Annotated in this window: 14 protein-coding genes; 8 read left to right on the top strand and 6 right to left on the bottom strand. The window is 41.5% G+C overall.

Annotated elements, in window-relative coordinates:
* Positions 1–74: 74 nt before the first annotated feature.
* Positions 75–899, bottom strand: a complete 825-nt coding sequence (xthA, locus tag ACTXGH_RS07035; protein WP_439296816.1) for an exodeoxyribonuclease III — start codon at positions 897–899, stop codon at positions 75–77.
* A gap of 286 nt (positions 900–1185) precedes the next feature.
* Between xthA and ACTXGH_RS07030 the strand changes: the two genes are divergently transcribed.
* Together ACTXGH_RS07030 and ACTXGH_RS07025 are read left to right on the top strand one after the other, a co-directional pair.
* Positions 1186–1743, top strand: a complete 558-nt coding sequence (locus tag ACTXGH_RS07030) for a thioesterase family protein (protein ID WP_439296818.1) — start codon at positions 1186–1188, stop codon at positions 1741–1743.
* A 601-nt stretch (positions 1744–2344) separates the two neighbouring features.
* Positions 2345–4036, top strand: a complete 1692-nt coding sequence (locus tag ACTXGH_RS07025; RefSeq protein WP_439296819.1) for an AMP-binding protein — start codon at positions 2345–2347, stop codon at positions 4034–4036.
* Positions 4037–4328: 292 nt separating this feature from the next.
* Here ACTXGH_RS07025 and ACTXGH_RS07020 read toward each other — a convergent pair whose 3' ends face one another.
* The 5 genes from ACTXGH_RS07020 to sohB all read right to left on the bottom strand — a co-directional run bounded on the left by ACTXGH_RS07020 (position 4329) and on the right by sohB (position 10021).
* Positions 4329–5198 carry an SDR family oxidoreductase gene (locus ACTXGH_RS07020; protein ID WP_439296820.1) on the bottom strand — a complete coding sequence of 290 codons (870 nt, stop codon included), beginning with the start codon at positions 5196–5198 and terminating at the stop codon, positions 4329–4331.
* Positions 5199–5325: 127 nt separating this feature from the next.
* Entirely contained in the window at positions 5326–6078 is a 753-nt protein-coding gene (locus ACTXGH_RS07015) for a histidine phosphatase family protein (protein ID WP_439296821.1), read from the bottom strand.
* 32 nt (positions 6079–6110) lie between these two features.
* The gene (locus ACTXGH_RS07010) at positions 6111–7376 is read right to left on the bottom strand and encodes a phosphotransferase family protein (protein ID WP_439296822.1); all 1266 of its coding nucleotides are present in this window, start codon (positions 7374–7376) and stop codon (positions 6111–6113) included.
* Positions 7377–7556: 180 nt separating this feature from the next.
* The gene (locus ACTXGH_RS07005; protein ID WP_439261634.1) at positions 7557–8792 is read right to left on the bottom strand and encodes an acyl-CoA dehydrogenase family protein; all 1236 of its coding nucleotides are present in this window, start codon (positions 8790–8792) and stop codon (positions 7557–7559) included.
* Positions 8793–9052: 260 nt separating this feature from the next.
* Positions 9053–10021: a protease SohB gene (sohB, locus tag ACTXGH_RS07000; RefSeq protein ID WP_439296823.1), complete on the bottom strand. Its 969-nt coding sequence runs from the start codon at positions 10019–10021 to the stop codon at positions 9053–9055.
* A gap of 536 nt (positions 10022–10557) precedes the next feature.
* Here sohB and aspS point away from each other — a divergent pair.
* The 6 genes from aspS to ACTXGH_RS06970 all read left to right on the top strand — a co-directional run bounded on the left by aspS (position 10558) and on the right by ACTXGH_RS06970 (position 17514).
* Positions 10558–12387, top strand: coding sequence for an aspartate--tRNA ligase (aspS, locus tag ACTXGH_RS06995; RefSeq protein WP_439296842.1), 1830 nt, complete (start codon positions 10558–10560; stop codon positions 12385–12387).
* 67 nt (positions 12388–12454) lie between these two features.
* Complete coding sequence (locus tag ACTXGH_RS06990; protein WP_439296825.1) at positions 12455–13393, top strand: lysophospholipid acyltransferase family protein; 939 nt, start codon at positions 12455–12457, stop codon at positions 13391–13393.
* Between the two features lie 180 nt (positions 13394–13573).
* A complete protein-coding gene (locus ACTXGH_RS06985) occupies positions 13574–14290 on the top strand; it encodes a glycosyltransferase (protein WP_439296844.1) in 717 nt (238 codons plus the stop codon).
* A gap of 16 nt (positions 14291–14306) precedes the next feature.
* The gene (locus ACTXGH_RS06980; protein WP_439296826.1) at positions 14307–15320 is read left to right on the top strand and encodes a capsular polysaccharide biosynthesis protein; all 1014 of its coding nucleotides are present in this window, start codon (positions 14307–14309) and stop codon (positions 15318–15320) included.
* 32 nt (positions 15321–15352) lie between these two features.
* Positions 15353–16519: a nucleotide sugar dehydrogenase gene (locus tag ACTXGH_RS06975; RefSeq protein WP_439296828.1), complete on the top strand. Its 1167-nt coding sequence runs from the start codon at positions 15353–15355 to the stop codon at positions 16517–16519.
* Positions 16519–17514, top strand: coding sequence for an NAD-dependent epimerase (locus ACTXGH_RS06970; RefSeq protein WP_439296829.1), 996 nt, complete (start codon positions 16519–16521; stop codon positions 17512–17514). Before ACTXGH_RS06975 ends, ACTXGH_RS06970 begins: the two co-directional genes overlap by 1 nt.
* The last annotated feature ends 129 nt before the right edge of the window (positions 17515–17643 follow it).

Below are 17643 nucleotides of genomic sequence, written 5' to 3'. Positions count from 1 at the left end.
ATTAATTTTTAGAGTTGTTTACTAAATATACATTTAGTTGAGATTCATTCATCAATATTACTTTTACGCACCCTCTAATCTTGACTCAAGTCAAACGCTGACCAAATAGGCGCGTGATCAGAGGGTTTTTCCATGGCACGTAGCTCATAGCTAATACCAGCACCCACACAACGATCAGTCAAATCAGTGGTACATAAAATATGATCGATACGTAGGCCACGCTTTGGATCATCATTGAAGCCGCGACTGCGATAGTCAAACCAGCTATATAATTCAGTGCTTTCTGGATAATGAAGACGATAGGTATCAATCAACTCTCGTGACATTAAGTCTGCATACCACTCGCGCTCTTCTGGCAAAAACGAAGTTTTTCTATTTTTAAGCCAGCGTTTAGCATTGGCTTCACCAATTCCGATATCGATATCTTCTGGCGCAATATTCATATCACCCATTATAATAAGCGAACGACCTTCTGCTTTTAACGTATCAATATAAGCCATTAAATCTGCATAGTAAGCGCGCTTCATTGGAAACTTAGTCGGATGATCTTCACTCTCCCCTTGTGGGAAATAGCCATTAAGCACATCAATTTCATGGCCTTGCAGCTCATAACGTGCGTGAATAAAGCGTTTTTGCGCTTCCTCATCTTCATCAGGAAAACCTTTTTGTACAAATATTGGTGCAACCTTGGATAATAGCGCTACCCCATAATGTCCTTTTTGTCCAAAATACTCAACGTGATAACCAAGGCTCTCTACATTTTCAAGGGGGAACTGGTCATCATGAACCTTCGTTTCTTGTAACCCCATGACATCAGGGTCGATTACTTCTCGCACCGCCTCAAGCTGATGTTGACGAGCGCGAATACCATTGATATTAAAACTAACAAAACGGGTCATGCGATATCCTATATTAACGGGTTCAAGTTTGTTCATGATTTATAAATTATTCTGCTAAATTCTGGAATGTAAAAGGACGATAAATAGCAATAAAAAGCGCTAAGTCGACCTTTTTATTGCGTGTCTTCAAATCTTAAGATACAGTAGAAAACTTACTTTACTGACCGTTATGACACAACAAGTAGCGGCATATTTTTCTTCTAATCATGTTTATCTTATATATATTTATAAACATTGACATAATTTTACTGAGCTACTTTTTTAGCCAAACGATGTGAGCCAAATTATGACGACAACGCCATCAAATCCTACAATATCACCTTTATTCTCTACCGATTACCGCGTATATATCAACCATACTGATGCTGGCGGTATAGTCTACCACGCCAACCATCTGGTGTTTTTTGAAAATTGTCGCCGCGACTGGTTTAGTCAGCTTGGTCTAAACGGCTATTTTATGCATGCTGATGATGGTCAAATCCAGCACTTTGTAGTGAGTCAAGCACAGCTACAGTACAAAAAAGCAATATTTTTAGATGAAGTCATTAAGGTACATATCGATCGAGTTGAACTAAAACCTGCTAGCATTGTATTCTATCAAAGTATTCATCGCCATGCGCCACAGGACGCAAATGAAAACCACTACCCTTCGGCTAAAACCTTATTAAGTAGCGCCAAGATTGTGATTGCTTGCGTGCAAAATCAGACAACACCAGAGCCAGCCGATAGTGCTGATACATCAGACATAGTGGCTAGTGCTGCACCAATACGGCCGATACGAGTGCCAAAAAACCTTCACGACAGTATTCAACAAGCCATAGCACACCATACTACTGACCAATAACATTTGTACATGGTTATTGACAAAAACTCTTGCTGATCTTTAAGAATATTTGGGTATAGAGTAAGCGCTCTACAGTAGTGAATCCGAGCAGTGAAAAACTACCTAATAGAGTTAATAAGCCTGTAACGTCTCAAACATGACTTACGAAGGTCAAAACCAAACTTACAATAGACTCGGACCTTCCTTTATCCTGCACCATATATTAGTACATTTGTCTACTATTTTTATATACCCTTCAGTATTAATACCCCAATATAAATATCAATTACAGCTATGTTACTCTAAGGTTAAATTATACAACTATATTATTTCATTGCTCAAATTGGTAATGGAATAAGTCTTGGTTGTATTTTTCTTTAGAGACCAAGTTTATTTTATAGTCGAATCTACTTAGCGAATCTTTACAGGACAAATTTTCCAAATTAAGCCTAGGTTATATAACGACTAAAGTATCTTAGCAGCCTGTCAATTAATAAGGATATTATCGCATTCAGCGCCATATTGGTCGCGATGGCGTTAATTTGTATTGTTGATGGAGATAGAACTGCTCTCTTCTAAGCCCTCTCCCTATAGCAATCAATACACTTTAAGGACGCTAACAATGACAGAGAACAAACCTTGGCTAGATCATTACCCTAGTACCGTACCCAAAACGATTGATCCTGATAAATATGGCAACTTAATAGAGCTGTATGAGGAGTGCTTTAATCGGTATCGCATGCATCCTATGAGCATTTGCATGGGCGTCACTCATACTTATGATGATGTCGATAAAGCATCATTGGCCGTTGCTGCATGGTTGCAAGCGCAAGGACTACCAAAAGGTAGTCTTGTGGCGCTAATGATGCCAAACGTGCCACAGTATTTGCCAATTATGATCGGTATTTTGCGCGCAGGCTATGTTTGCACCCCTATCAATCCCTTATATACTGGACGCGAATTACGCCATCAACTAAATGATTCAGGCGCTAAAATCATATTTATCGTTGATAACTTTGCTCAAGCGCTTGAACAAGTAGTTGATGAGACTTCTATAAATCGTATTGTCCTATCAAAGATGGGCGATATGATGGGTCTAAAAGGAATGTTGGTCAACACCGTTATTCGACAAGTCAAACGCTTAGTCCCCAAATATAAGCTTAACGATCCTAAGCATGAAGTAACCAAATTCCCTGATGTCCTCAAAAAAGGTAAAGCGTTACCATTTCAAGCCCCAACAATGGCATCAGAGCAAAAAGCCATTTTACAATATACTGGTGGTACGACAGGCCTATCAAAAGGAGCAGTATTGACTCAGCGCAACATCATCGCAGCTGCCCTACAGTCAGAAGCTTGGTACCGACCTGTCACCTCAAATATGAATGAGGCATATATCAATATGGTTATGGCTTTGCCGCTTTATCATATTTTTGCCTTTATGCTCAGCCTACTAGGTATGCGTTCAGGTTATACCTTTATCTTAATACCTAACCCACGCGATATGCCAGGGTTTATAAAAACCTTATCAAAGCAGCCCTTCCACATCTTTCCTGCAGTCAATACTTTATTTAAAGGATTGCTCGATCAGCCGAACTTTAAACAGTTAGATTTTAGCTCATTACGTATTACACAAGCAGGCGGGATGGCAGCGACTGAACAAACAGCAGCTCGCTGGCTGGAAACCACAGGCTGTGCAATGATCGAAGGTTGGGGCATGACAGAAGGCGTCGCTGTAGGTACAGCTAACGTAGTGACAGATCGTAAATTTAATGGGACGATTGGCGTTCCAGGTCCTGGTGTTGACATTATTGTGATCAACGACCAAGATCGACGTGTTGGTGTGCATCAGGTAGGTGAGATGTGTATCAAAGGCCCTAATGTGACCTCTGGTTATTTCAATCACGATAATCATGAAAGTTTTACTAAGGACGGCTACTTTCGTACTGGTGATATCGTCAGTATGGACGAAAAAGGCTATTTTACTTTGCTCGATCGCAAAAAAGACATGATTTTGGTCTCAGGTTTCAATGTGTTCCCCAATGAAATTGAGTCGGTTATGCTTGATTGTGATGGTATTGTCGACTGTGCGGTAATTGGTATCGATGATGAACGCCAAGGCGAAGCTGTCAAAATTTATATCGTACCAGCAGACAGCAACGTCACCGCAGATGTGGTTAAAGATTTTGCGTTAGATAACTTGACTGGTTATAAATGCCCGCGCCATATTGAGTTTGTTAGTGAACTACCAAAAAGTAACGTTGGCAAAGTATTACGTCAGAAATTACGTGAAAAGCATTTATTAGATAATGCTTAGGCTATTCCAAACAACGTAAGTAATGTTGCATATTTTTCAAGGTTAGACTAAAAATCTGTAAAATAGTATAAAATGCAAAACTAATAAAAAACCCTCTATACGTTAATATAGAGGGTTTTTTGCTATATATAGTGAGTTCAGCATAAAAACGACACAGTGGGACTGAGATGAATTTTACGCAGCATCGAGCGGCGCAGGCACAGCAAGCCAGAAAATTTATACCAGTTCCAAGTTTACATATAATGTATCTGTTTTATTTAGAATCGACTATAGATAAGGGTTGGTTCATTGATTAGCTGATTTTATTGACTACATTAAGTGGCAAATGTTTCATCGCTTGTCCTACAATTGACCATGGCATGCTTGGTACACACGCTTCTGCAACCCCTGATTCAATGGCAGCAACCATAGCTTTAGTACCAGTATCTGAATCGACTTCAAATGGTAAAGGCTTGGCGTTAGTATTAATCTCAGTACGGATATAACCTGGATAAATAGTAGACACTTTGATTGGTAGTTTCTCTAATAGCATATCGGCTCGAATACCTTCTGCTAAGTAAGCTAAGCCCGCCTTACTCGCCCCATAAGTAGTCATATGCTTGGGTAAACCGCGCATCGCCGACATACTTGATATTACTACTAGATGACCACTATTTTGCGCACGAAATATTTTCATTGCCGCTTCACACTGTGCCAATGCAGAAACAAAGTTTATCTCAGCAGTACGGCGATTGGTCTCAAAACGACCTTTACCAATACGGCGACTTTCACCTACCCCAGCGTTGACGACTACCCGATCGATATGACCAAAGTCTTCAGCGAAAGCATCAAATACTTCAAATATCGCATCATAATCGGTGACGTCTAAAACACGATACGCAATACTTATCTCAGGATATAGTTTCGTCAGTTCAGTCTTTAGCTGGTCTAGACGATCAGTGCGGCGCGCACAAATGGCTAAATTGTAGCCCAGCTTTGCAAACAACCGCGCCATGCCTTCGCCAAGACCTGAGCTGGCCCCTGTAATCAAGACAGTTTTGCCTTTTCCAACTTGAGACTTGGTCAAACCTTTTAGGTAGCGTGCCGGTTGAAGGGCACTTAATGCCTGATTCTTGCCTTGCTTAGCCGTTTGCGTTACTAGGCTCATTAATTTATTTTGCATAAGCAGTCCTTTATCTATCAGTGCATTAATATAAATCTAAAAGCATGTTTTCAAAACCCACCTATTATAGTAGATATGTCTGAGCAGATGGGTGTCGGTTGTGTATCAAAAGCAATAACAAAGACTACTAGCGCCAAGTGACGTAGCGCTTACCATCAGTAAATAAATGACTGTATTCGTTCAAAGACAATAAACGCGGCACTTGCTCTTTTACCGTAATGGAAGTCACGCCTGTATTAACAAGACTTCTGTTTAATTGATAGGCCGTCTGGCTACCTTGCTGCAATAAATGCGCGGTAATAGCAGCGATGACGCCGCCTGAGGTAAACACTAATATAGTACTATTACGCCCCAAATGACTCAATTGCGCAGCTTGTGTGTGTACATGCTCAAGCGCTTGCTGCGCACGTAAATTAAATTGCGGCCAACTTTCCAGATAGTCTGAGTCATTATCGCCTGCATGCCAGCGCTGCATTGCAAGATTAAACAATTCAGCTAAATAAGCCTTTGGTGTGTCGGACTTGGCAAGCTCTTCGGCGATCGCCTCTTGAGTCGTAAAAGCTGGGTCAGACTTAATAAAGACGTCCTTATGGTTAAACTCATTAAACGTATCGATCACATAGCTATCAGGCGCGGACAGATCTAGTGCAGGTGTCACATTGCTAGCAGCTATAGAAGGTTGATAGGCCTCCCAAAAATAGCGTGCAGAATCCTGTTGCCGCGATAGGCTGCCTGTAAATATCGCATCAATACGGCGCTGTGTGGTCGCATAATGCTGACCAAGCAAGCGCGCCTGCGTACTACCCAACTCTGAGAGCTGATCGTAATTTTCTTGTCCGAACGATGCTTGACCATGACGTGCCAAGAGAATAGTTGTCATAACCCTATTACCTTTTATTATATTCTAAAGTTTTATTTTTCAGATGAGTTAGTTTTTTGATCAAAATAGCCTTTTGGCAATATACCTTTGATGACGTTTTGTACGGGACTTGGTAGCTGCTCAACCATTCCAGCATCGACGCCCATATCTTGCAGATGCGGCTGTACCCGAGTCGTAAATAACGCATCACCTTCATACTTTGCAATCAGCTTTAGGCATTTGGCATGCAGGACATGGACGATAATCCAAAAGTTTTTAAAAGCAGGATTGGTAGTTTGTTTATTATAATAGCGATAATAGATTTGTTGTACGATACCCGCCAAGCGAAATAGCCCAAATACTTCATAAAACGTCCAGTTATCTATCTGTAGACCCGTACGCTCAAGATAATACTCCACCACTTCATCACGTGTCATCATGCCTTTTAAATGAGTCGGCTGACGGCGTGATTGCTGCATAATAATATTGTCATCTGCCTCAATCCAATAGGCCAATGCGCTGCCTAAATCCATCAATGGATCCCCTAAAGTAGCCATCTCCCAATCTAATACCCCAATAACCTTGGTAGGATCAGCGGCATCTAAGATAACATTGTCAAAACGCCAATCATTATGAATGACACAAGTAGTGCTGTCGGCAGGCGTATGTTTTCCGAGCCATTGACGTACGAGCGCAAAACTTGGCACATTTGGCGTTTTAGCTTTTACATAACGCTTATCCCAGCCACTGACTTGCCGCTCACAATAGCCTGCACCGCGACCTAGTGCCACTAAATCAGGATGGTCTTGATAATCAACTTGATGCAGCTCAATCAGTGCATCAATCACATTGGTACATAATTCACGTGTCTGCGCCTCATCTAAATCAATCTCTTTTGGTAAGTTGGCGCGCGGAATAATGCCTTCCATGCGCTCCATGACATAAAAGTCGGCACCGATGACAGACTCATCAGTACATAACGCTACCATCTTTGGTACATACGGATAAGCATCCATTAGCGCATTTTGTACCGTATATTCACGCACCATATCATGGGCTGATTTGGCTTTGGTGCCTTTGGGCGGACGGCGTAAGATGAGATCTTGACCTTTGTCCTCATCGCCGTATTGTAAACGGTAGGTCCAGTTTGACGCACCGCCTGAGAACTGCGTGACCGTAGGCTCACCACTTATGTCAACATTCTGTTCACGCAGCCACGCGCTGACAGCTTGAGCATCTAGCTCTTCGCCTGTTCGAACGTCGCCGCCCTTGTCTAACACCTTATTATTAACTGCCATATTATTGTTATCTGTAGCCATGTGATATTCCTTATCCTGTGGTCGCTTAACCACTTGTTAATACTGATATTTTCATATTTTTAAAAAGACCGACATTTAAGCTTAAATCTTTCCAAGAAAATGTCTCAGAATCAGTCATTCATTGTTCTTAAATTGAAATTATTTCTGCTTAGGCTATTTTAATGACTCACAAACTACTATTTAGTGTTTGAGTCGAAACCCATGACGCTTTAATTCTAATTTGGCAATCATGGTTTTATGCACTTCATCAGGACCATCAGCTAAGCGCAGCGCGCGAGCTTGCGCAAAAAAGCTGGGCAACATCGTATCTTGGCAAACGCCCATACCACCATGAATCTGAATCGCCATATCGACTACTTCTTGCAATACCGTTGGCGCCACAACTTTGATGGCTGATATCTCTGTCAATGCAGCTTTAGTCCCCTGCGCGTCCATCTTTTGGGCAGCATATAAGGTAAGCAGACGTGCTTGATCGATTTTGATACGTGCCTCGCTAACACGTTCGAGGTTACCACCTAGTTGCAATAGTGGCTGACCAAAGGCAGTACGTTCCATACCGCGTTTCACTGCCAATTCTAAAGACTTCTCCGCTGCACCAATACAGCGCATACAGTGATGAATGCGACCTGGTCCTAAGCGACCTTGAGCAATCTCAAAACCCATACCTGGGCCACCAATAAAGTGACTGACCGGCACGCGCACATTATCGAAGCTAACTTCTCCGTGACCATGAGGCGCATCATAATCACCGAACACTTTTAGCATACGCTCAATATTGACGCCAGCGGTTTTCGCTGGTACTAGTACCATAGAGTGTTGATGATGACGGTCTTTAGTCTCATCAGGGGTATAAGCCATTACGATTAATACATCAACTGCAGGATCACCCAGACCTGACGACCACCATTTGCTACCATTAATGACAATTTCGTCACCTTCTACCACTGCCGTCGCTTGCATATTGGTCGCATCACTTGACGCCACGTCAGGCTCGGTCATACAAAATACCGAGCGGGTTTTACCTTCTAACAATGGTGTGAGCCACTCGTCTTGCTGCTCCTCAGAACCATAACGCCATAGCAGCTCCATATTGCCACTATCTGGCGCATTGCAGTTGAAAACATAAGGAGCCAATAAGCTGCGTCCTGTCAACTCTGCAATTGGAGCATAGTCAGTGACAGATAATCCAGCGCCTAAGGTATCATCAGGTAGAAACAAATTCCATAATCCAGCTTCACGTGCCTGCTTACGTAGACTTTCGTATTTTTCCGGCCATTGCCAGTTTTTCCAATTACCATCGGGGTTTTGCTCGTGGCAATCTTGCCAAAACTGCGCTTCTATCGGCTCAATTTGAGTGGTAATAAACTCTTTAACCTGCTCATACATAGCTTGACCCTGTGATGTAGCAGTGAACATAACGGTAGCGGTGTCTGTAGACATGATTATTATCCTCTTCCTTGTTGGGTTTCTTAATAAAACTCGATTTCACTCGTACAGTGTACGTACGTTTACTATTTTTCGTCTGCTACATTTATAACATAGCCATTATCAATAAACAGTAAAAAAGGCGCGACCGACTAGGCCACACCTTTATATTTACTAAATGAATTTGCTAGATCAATAGATGATTTTAGCAGTAATTTTATGCTTTATACTTTCATAAAACCGCTAATATTTTATTTTAAAATATTTAAACGACTATTGAAATCAAAGCGCATCAAGGCATCAGGAAGCTTGTCAGCAGCCATGCTCAAAGTCGCTTCTGCCGCCTGCGACAGTCCTAACTTTTCTGCCAAAGTTGGCTTTTGGCGTGAATGCAGTGCATAGACTTCATTATTAGCCATCAGCTCTAAAAGATAGCTATCTGAGGTTTGCAGCTTGTCAACCAGATTGAGATGTAGCGCGTCTTCGCCATACCAATGCTCACCAGTCGCCACTTTATCTAAATCTAGTACTGAACGGTAACGATTGACAAAATGCTTAAACAGCTCATGCGTTTGCTCAAGCTCTTCTTGGTATTTGGCACGGTCTTTAGCATCGTTTTCACCAAAGACTGTTACGGTACGTTTGTAATCACCAGCGGTAAACATCTCATAATCAACATCGTGGTTTTTGAGCCATTTATGAAAGTTTGGCAGTTGTGACACCACACCGATTGAGCCGATCACAGCGAACGGTGCTGCTACTATATTGTCAGCGACACAGGCCATCATATAACCACCACTGGCGGCAACTTTATCCACACATACAGTCAACTTAAGACCCGCATCTTTTAGCCGTGCTAGCTGCGCTGCGGCAAGCCCATACCCATGCACCAAGCCGCCAGGAGATTCAAGACGTACAACGACCTCATCGCCTTCGTTAGCCGTACTTATCAGCGTACTGATCTCCTCACGCAAATGCTTGACAGCAGACGCTTTGATATCGCCATCAAAGTCGATCACAAATACCTGTTGGCCTTTATTTTTACCTTTGGCTTTATCCTTTAGAGCTTGCTTGGCTTTTTTGGCCATACGCTTTTTAAGCTGTTTTAATGCAGCTTTGCCTTGTGTCGCTTCCATCAAATCTTGGCGACGTTGTTCTTGGTTTTTATTTAGATGAATAACTCTGAGTTCTACTGGGTTTTTGGAAGGATGAAATAACATGAAGCGTTTTCCTTAAATAAGAGGCTAGAGTATGAAGATAATAGGGTTAGCGTTAGCTTGATATGCGCACTTTATAGACGGTTTTCAAGCAGGGCGACGATTTTAATGGTTACTTTATAAGCTGCGAGTATAACAGTGCTTTATACATTGGTACGCTATGTTATTAGTAAAGACTGATTGCACTAGGATTGCGCAAGGACAGTTGTATAACAAAAGCACTTTAGGCATAATATGCGCTTATATCTATTTTATGCAGCCAACGCGATGAGGATTTGTCTTGATCGCGTTTTATTTGCTATTTTTTGATGACATGAATCCAACATGTATTGAGATAGCAGCGCCTGAACCAATAATTTTAATCGATAAACCATGACAGTCTTACTATGTGGCTATAACAGTCATCATAGTTTGTGCTGGGCTAAGCAAGAATAGTGATGGTTGAAATCATATAGCGATGGCTGCATTATTGTACTTTGAATTGGGCTGATAACTGGATAACTAATATTATGACGCAGAGCATTACAACAGAGAGCGAAATGGCGGTGCATAGCAAATACCGAGACGAATATTGTGGCGCTGTCACTGAGAGCCTGTTAGAACAAACTATCAGCATCGTAGGCTGGGTACATCGTCGTCGCGATCATGGTGGCGTGATTTTTTTAGACATGCGTGACCGCGCGGGTATCTTACAGGTGGTGGTCGATCCTGACACCCCAGAAGCGTTCGCTACTGCCGATGCAGTACGTCCTGAATACGTGCTAAAAATCACTGGCCGCGTACGCCGCCGTTATGAAGGTACAGAAAACAACAATATGACCAGTGGTCAGATTGAGCTATTGGGCAAAGAGATTGAAGTATTAGCAAAATCTGAAACCCCGCCATTCCCATTGAATGACGAAAACACCACCGTATCAGAAGATTTACGTCTTAAGTATCGTTATCTTGATATGCGTCGCCCGCAAATGCAAGAGCGTATGGTATTTCGCGCTAAAGCCACCTCAGCGATTCGCCGCTACCTTGACGATCATGGTTTCTTGGACGTTGAAACCCCTATCTTGACTCGTGCAACCCCTGAAGGTGCACGTGACTATCTGGTGCCTTCACGTACCCGTCCTGGTAACTTCTTTGCCCTACCGCAGTCGCCACAGTTATTTAAGCAATTGCTCATGGTGTCAGGCTTTGACCGCTATTATCAAATCGCCAAATGCTTTCGTGATGAAGACTTACGTGCTGACCGTCAGCCTGAATTTACCCAAGTAGATATCGAGACTTCTTTCTTAAACGAAGAAGAGATCATGAACATCAACGAAGGTCTAATTAAGCATTTATTTAAGACCATGCTTGATGTCGAGTTTGAAGACTTCCCACGCATGACTTATGCCGAAGCAATGCGTGATTATGCCTCAGACAAGCCTGACTTGCGTATTCCATTAAAGCTGGTTGACGTTGCAGACCTAATGAAAGACGTTGATTTTAAAGTATTTGCCGGGCCTGCGAACGACTCTAAAGGCCGCGTTGCAGCGCTACGTATCCCAGGCGGCGCTTCACTCAGCCGTAAACAAATCGATGCTTATACTAAGTTTGTTGGTATTTATGGCGCGCGCGGTTTGGCATACATCAAAGTCAATGATGCTAGCAACATCAACAACGGCGTCGACAAAGAATCTGGCTTACAGTCACCCATTATTAAAAATATGACTGATGACGTCTTGGTAAGCCTTATCGAGCGTACTGGTGCAGAAGATGGCGACATTATCTTCTTTGGTGCGGATAAAGCCAGCGTGGTAAACGATGCCATGGGTGCACTACGTCAAAAAATCGGTCTAGATTTAGACATGACTACGTGTGAGTGGGCACCGCTTTGGGTGACTGACTTCCCGATGTTTGAAGAAACTGACGATGGTAAATGGACATCAATGCACCATCCGTTTACTAAGCCTAAGGGATCAGTACAGGAGCTAAAAGATAGTCCAGAAACTGCGTTATCTATCGCTTATGATATGGTACTAAACGGTACAGAAGTTGGTGGTGGTAGCTTACGTATCAATACCTATGATATGCAGCAAGCCGTACTCGAAGCGCTTGGTATCGGTGAGCAAGAGGCTGAAGACAAGTTTGGTTTCTTACTTGATGCCCTAAAATTTGGTGCACCGCCGCATGGTGGTTTGGCTTTCGGTTTAGATCGTCTGATTATGCTAATGGTAGGTGCAGACTCTATTCGTGATGTCATCGCTTTCCCAAAAACTAAAACTGCTGAATGTCCACTAACGCAAGCACCTGCTGAAGTCGATAGCAAGCAGCTACGTGACCTTGGTATTCGTGTGCGAGAAAAAGCACAGGCCGACAGTAATAAACCTGCGCAGTAGGCCATCAAATTATGTTTAGCTATTTTTTAGCTGATAGATTACATGATTTATCACCTTGTGAGTGGTCATGAATCCATATCATATTTTTAAGTACGTGCCATTATCTGTATTGCAGATACTGGCACGTTTTGTTGCTTGGATAATCGTCAAGATACCCAGTCTGAGCATCATGCGCACTGTCAATATCAATATGGCGCTGATTGCTAATGATTTATCAAATCAGCAAAAAAAAGCCCTAACCAAAGACATTATCTATCATCAATGTTTGACTAGTATTGAGTCGATCAAAAGCTGGGCGATGCCGCCTCAATGGAGTATCAAGCAGATACGTGATGTGCATGATAAAGATATTTTACTAGAAGGGTTGGCAAGCCCTAACGGTATGCTAGCCATCGTTCCACACCTTGGTACGTGGGAGATGATGAACGCTTGGCTCAATCAGTTTGGCGCCCCAACTATCATGTATAAGCCTGTCAAAGGCGATATCACCAACGACTTTGTCCTGCAAGGCCGTTCGCGGTTAAATGCAACGCTAGTACCTACCGATGGTAGGGGCGTCAAAGCCATCTTTAAAACCCTAAAACAAGGCGGATTTAGCATTGTACTGCCCGATCATGTCCCCGATCCGTCAGGCGGCGTGGTTGTGCCTTTTTTTGGTGTTGAGACTTTGACCAGTACGCTGGCCTCAAAGCTTGCTAGCAAAACCAAATGTTCACTGGTCGGCCTATCTTGTATTCGCCGTGACGATGGGCGCGGATTTGATATTTATTGTTATAAGCTTGATGACCCATCGCTGTATGATCGCGATGCAAAAACAGCAGCTCATGCGCTCAATCTGGCCATGCAGCATATGATTGAGGATAAATGCAGCCATTATATGTGGGGCTATCGGCGCTTTAAGCATATTCCTCAACTGGGCAATCCTTATAATGCTGACGAAAAAGCCTTGACTGACTTTATTCGTACTAACCAATCTAAGCACTCTATCAATAGTAGAGATAACTAGTTCGTACGCCTACAGTTGCTAAGCTACAGACAATCATATTTATGCTAAGATTAGTAGCGACACTCAACCCTTCTTCAATACCCATACGAGTCTATTATGGCAACTGACAAAACTGAAACCTCTTCTCTTAGTCAAGTTCATACAAACGATAGTCAGCCTGAGCAGCGTTATGTCATCTGTATGAAATGGGGTGATAAGTATGGTCCAGAATACGTCAATCGATTGTACAATATGGTCAGTAGACATTTGACTTTAGACTTTCAAATGGTTTGCTTAACTGATGATAGCACAGGTATTGATCCTGCCGTAAACTGCTATCCAATACCTGAGCTGGATCTACCTGCTGGCCCAGAGCGCGGCTGGAAAAAACTGACCACCTTTAAGCCTGAGCTTTATGATTTAAAGGGAGTTGCACTGTTTTTAGATATCGATATCGTGATCGTCGATAATATTGATGGGTTCTTTACCTATCAAGCCGATCATGAAGACAGTGTCGTCATCATTCGTGATTGGAAAAAACCGTGGCGTATGATTGGTAATAGCTCAGTTTATCGCTTCAATATCGGTATGGGTACTTATCCTGACTTACTGGCAAACTTTGAGCGGAACTTTGAGACCATTCGCACACAGGTTCGCCACGAGCAAGCCTATCTTTCTAACTATCTGCGAGAACACCATCACTTAGAGTACTGGGATAAAGACTGGTGTGTCAGCTTCAAATATCAATGCATTGCCCCTATTCCATTCAATCTAGTACGTACCCCGACGCTACCTGATGGCGCAAAAATCGTCATCTTCCACGGTGAAATCAATCCACCCGATGCTATCAAAGGTGGTGGCGGTAAATGGTACCGTCATGTCAAACCAAGTCCGTGGTTAAAAGAGCATTGGCAATAAACAGATAGGACAAACCATGCAGACAGGTGACAACAGTCAAATAGATATTGTAATTGCTTGGGTAGATGGTGATGATCCATTACTTAAGCAAAAAAGAGCCTGTTATCAAAAAACAGTCAATGCCGCCTCTGAGGCCACCACTTCAACGCGCTTTGCCAGCAATGATGAGATATATTACAATATTGCTTCTATTATAAAATATGTGCCTTTTTGCCGTCATATCTATGTAGTGACTGACCAGCAGCACCCTAAGCTTATTCAAGAATTTGTGAACCAAGGCATCTGTGCGCCCGATAAAATACGTATTGTCGATCATACAGAGCTCTTTGCTGGCTATGAGCAATTTTTGCCTACCTTTAACACTCGTTCTATCGAAACCATGCTGTGGAATATCTCAGAGCTGTCTGATTACTTCATTTATATGAATGACGACTTTTTCTTCAATCAGTCTGCAAGCATTGAGGACTTTTTAGACGAAGATCATATTATTATTCATGGACATTGGAAAAATAGCGCTATTTTACAAGCCAAACTTAGGTATCGACAATCTCTCCAAAAACTAACAGGCAAGCCTGTTCAACCCAAACATACAATGGCGCAAATGCTAAGTGCCAAAACCCTTGGTATGGATCAGTTTTTTGAGATCCATCACTATCCACATATCGTCGACAAAGATATATTAAAGACGTACCTACTCAGCAACCCTAAGCTATTAACCGAGCAAATTAAATATAAATTTAGAGATGTGGCTCAATTGAACCCGATTACGCTCATGAACCATTTAAAGATACAAAAGAACGAGACTTATTTAAAATCCCCCACTTCTATAAATTATTTGAAAAATGAAAGCGGGATTGAGGACTTTGTAATCAACTTACAAAATACAGCGATTCGATACGGTTGTATTCAAAGTCTTGATTTACTAGAACAGCGTTCATATCAAACCATTACTGATGCTATGATGCACAAGTTTTCAGCCTACTTACCTTCGTCATTATTATCAAGCGACAATAAAGATAAACAAATTTAGAATAATAAATCGAATACACATTTGGAATTTTTATGAATATAACAGTAGTAGGTACAGGCTACGTAGGATTATCAAATGCTATGTTGCTCGCTCAGCATAACAAAGTGACAGCAGTTGATGTTATTCCAGAAAAAGTTGAATTGCTCAATTCAAAGAAGTCACCTATCGAAGATAAGGATATTGAAGACTTCTTATCTAACGAAAATATTGATTTTAAAGCTACGTTAGATGCCAAAAGTGCTTACAAAGATGCTGATTTTATTATTATTGCGACGCCTACTGATTACGATTCAAAAACCAATTATTTTAATACTCAAAGCGTAGAAAAAGTTATTGAACAAATACTTCTAGTAAATAAAACTGCTTTAATTATCATTAAATCAACGGTACCAGTCGGATATACTATTGAAGCAAGAAAACAATACTCTACCAATAATATTATTTTTTCTCCTGAATTTTTGAGAGAAGGAAAAGCTTTATACGATAATCTTTATCCTTCTAGAATTGTCATTGGAGAACAATCAGAACGTGCTCAGCTATTTGCAGACTTATTACTAGAAGGCGCTATAAAAAAAGAGGTGCCAATCCTTTTTACGAAATCAACTGAAGCAGAAGCTATAAAACTGTTCTCAAACACTTATTTAGCTATGAGAGTTGCGTATTTTAATGAATTGGACACTTATGCGCAGATGTTTGGACTTGAAACCAAACAAATAATTGAAGGCGTCGGCTTAGACCCTCGTATTGGTGATCACTACAATAATCCATCTTTTGGTTATGGTGGTTATTGCCTGCCTAAAGACACTAAGCAACTCTTAGCAAATTATCATGAAGTACCAAGCAACCTTATTAGAGCCATCGTTGACTCTAATAGAACTCGTAAAGATTTCATCGCGGATAAAATTATCGAGAGAAAACCACAAGTCGTTGGTGTGCATCGACTGGTCATGAAAAGTGGTTCAGATAATTTTAGAGCGTCTGCTATTCAAGGAATCATGAAACGTATTAAAGCAAAAGGCATCGAGGTAGTCGTCTATGAGCCTGTCCTAAAAGAAAAAGATTTCTTTAATTCACGTGTGATAGAGGATTTGGCAGAATTTAAAGCAATAAGCGATGTAATTATCGCAAACCGATTGTCAACTGATATACAAGATGTCTCGCACAAGGTGTTTACTCGCGATTTATTTGGGAGCGATTAATGAACATCTTAGTAACTGGTGCGGCAGGCTTTATCGGATTTCATATCATTAAAAAGCTATTAGAAAAAAACTGCTTTATTGTTGGTATTGATAACATCAATGACTACTATGATGTGGACTTGAAAAATGATCGCATAAAAGTACTAGTAGAAAACTCATCAACAGAGACTTTTAAATTTATTAAGCTTGATCTAGCTGATCGAGAAGCCATGTCTACTCTCTTTAGTCGTTACAAATTCGATATTGTTATTAACCTTGGTGCTCAAGCTGGTGTGCGTTACTCTATCGAAAACCCGCACGCTTATATGGATTCAAACATGGTAGGGTTTTTGAATGTACTTGAAGGTTGCCGACAAAGCAAGGTCAAGCACTTACTCTATGCCAGCTCAAGCTCTGTTTATGGTATGAATGTTAAGCAGCCGTTTAGCACTGGAGATCGGGTTGATTACCCTATTAGTTTATATGCTGCTACCAAAAAATCTAATGAGTTAATGGCGCATACTTATAGTCATTTATATAACATTCCAACAACTGGCTTGCGCTTTTTCACAGTTTACGGCCCTTATGGCCGACCTGATATGGCTTACTTTTCTTTTACCAAAAAAATACTTTCAGGGCAGCAGATCGATGTGTATAACAATGGTGTGATGCAACGGGACTTCACCTATATTGATGATATCGTTGAAGGCATCATTCGCCTTATTGATAAAATTCCTGTACCTCAAAAATCCTCCATTACTACAGCCCTAGCACCTTACAAGATATATAACATCGGTAATAATCAACCAGTAACGTTGCGCCGCTTCATTAGCGCTATTGAGCAAGCATGCGGTAAAAAAGCTAGAGAGAACTTGCTTCCAATGCAGCCAGGTGATGTACCGATCACTTATGCAGATATCGATGAGCTAACAACTGATATTGGCTTTAAACCTTCGATTAGTATTGAAGATGGTATTGCTAAGTTTGTAGAGTGGTATCGCTCGTATTATTCGTAAATCTTATTTGTATATCACTTTGGAATAGACTCATTGTTTCGCTAATACCAACTACCAACTACCAACTACCAACTACCAACTACCAACTACCAACTACCAACTACCAACTACCAACTACCAACTACCAAC

Source organism: Psychrobacter sp. 1Y10, from assembly GCF_052259005.1.
GTDB classification, from domain to species: Bacteria; Pseudomonadota; Gammaproteobacteria; order Pseudomonadales; family Moraxellaceae; genus Psychrobacter; species Psychrobacter saeujeotis.
Note: the sequence above shows the minus strand (reverse complement) of the source record. Positions and strands in the feature narration are given on the sequence as shown.

Bases quoted from the DNA above. Each gene is read 5' to 3' on its own strand.
- xthA (WP_439296816.1), bottom strand. From the start codon at position 899: ATGACCCGTTTTGTTAGTTTTAATATCAATGGTATTCGCGCTCGTCAA.
- ACTXGH_RS07030 (WP_439296818.1), top strand. From the start codon at position 1,186: ATGACGACAACGCCATCAAATCCTACAATATCACCTTTATTCTCTACC.
- ACTXGH_RS07025 (WP_439296819.1), top strand. From the start codon at position 2,345: ATGACAGAGAACAAACCTTGGCTAGATCATTACCCTAGTACCGTACCC.
- ACTXGH_RS07020 (WP_439296820.1), bottom strand. From the start codon at position 5,198: ATGCAAAATAAATTAATGAGCCTAGTAACGCAAACGGCTAAGCAAGGC.
- ACTXGH_RS07015 (WP_439296821.1), bottom strand. From the start codon at position 6,078: ATGACAACTATTCTCTTGGCACGTCATGGTCAAGCATCGTTCGGACAA.
- ACTXGH_RS07010 (WP_439296822.1), bottom strand. From the start codon at position 7,376: ATGGCTACAGATAACAATAATATGGCAGTTAATAATAAGGTGTTAGAC.
- ACTXGH_RS07005 (WP_439261634.1), bottom strand. From the start codon at position 8,792: ATGTTCACTGCTACATCACAGGGTCAAGCTATGTATGAGCAGGTTAAA.
- sohB (WP_439296823.1), bottom strand. From the start codon at position 10,021: ATGTTATTTCATCCTTCCAAAAACCCAGTAGAACTCAGAGTTATTCAT.
- aspS (WP_439296842.1), top strand. From the start codon at position 10,558: ATGGCGGTGCATAGCAAATACCGAGACGAATATTGTGGCGCTGTCACT.
- ACTXGH_RS06990 (WP_439296825.1), top strand. From the start codon at position 12,455: ATGAATCCATATCATATTTTTAAGTACGTGCCATTATCTGTATTGCAG.
- ACTXGH_RS06985 (WP_439296844.1), top strand. From the start codon at position 13,574: ATGAAATGGGGTGATAAGTATGGTCCAGAATACGTCAATCGATTGTAC.
- ACTXGH_RS06980 (WP_439296826.1), top strand. From the start codon at position 14,307: ATGCAGACAGGTGACAACAGTCAAATAGATATTGTAATTGCTTGGGTA.
- ACTXGH_RS06975 (WP_439296828.1), top strand. From the start codon at position 15,353: ATGAATATAACAGTAGTAGGTACAGGCTACGTAGGATTATCAAATGCT.
- ACTXGH_RS06970 (WP_439296829.1), top strand. From the start codon at position 16,519: ATGAACATCTTAGTAACTGGTGCGGCAGGCTTTATCGGATTTCATATC.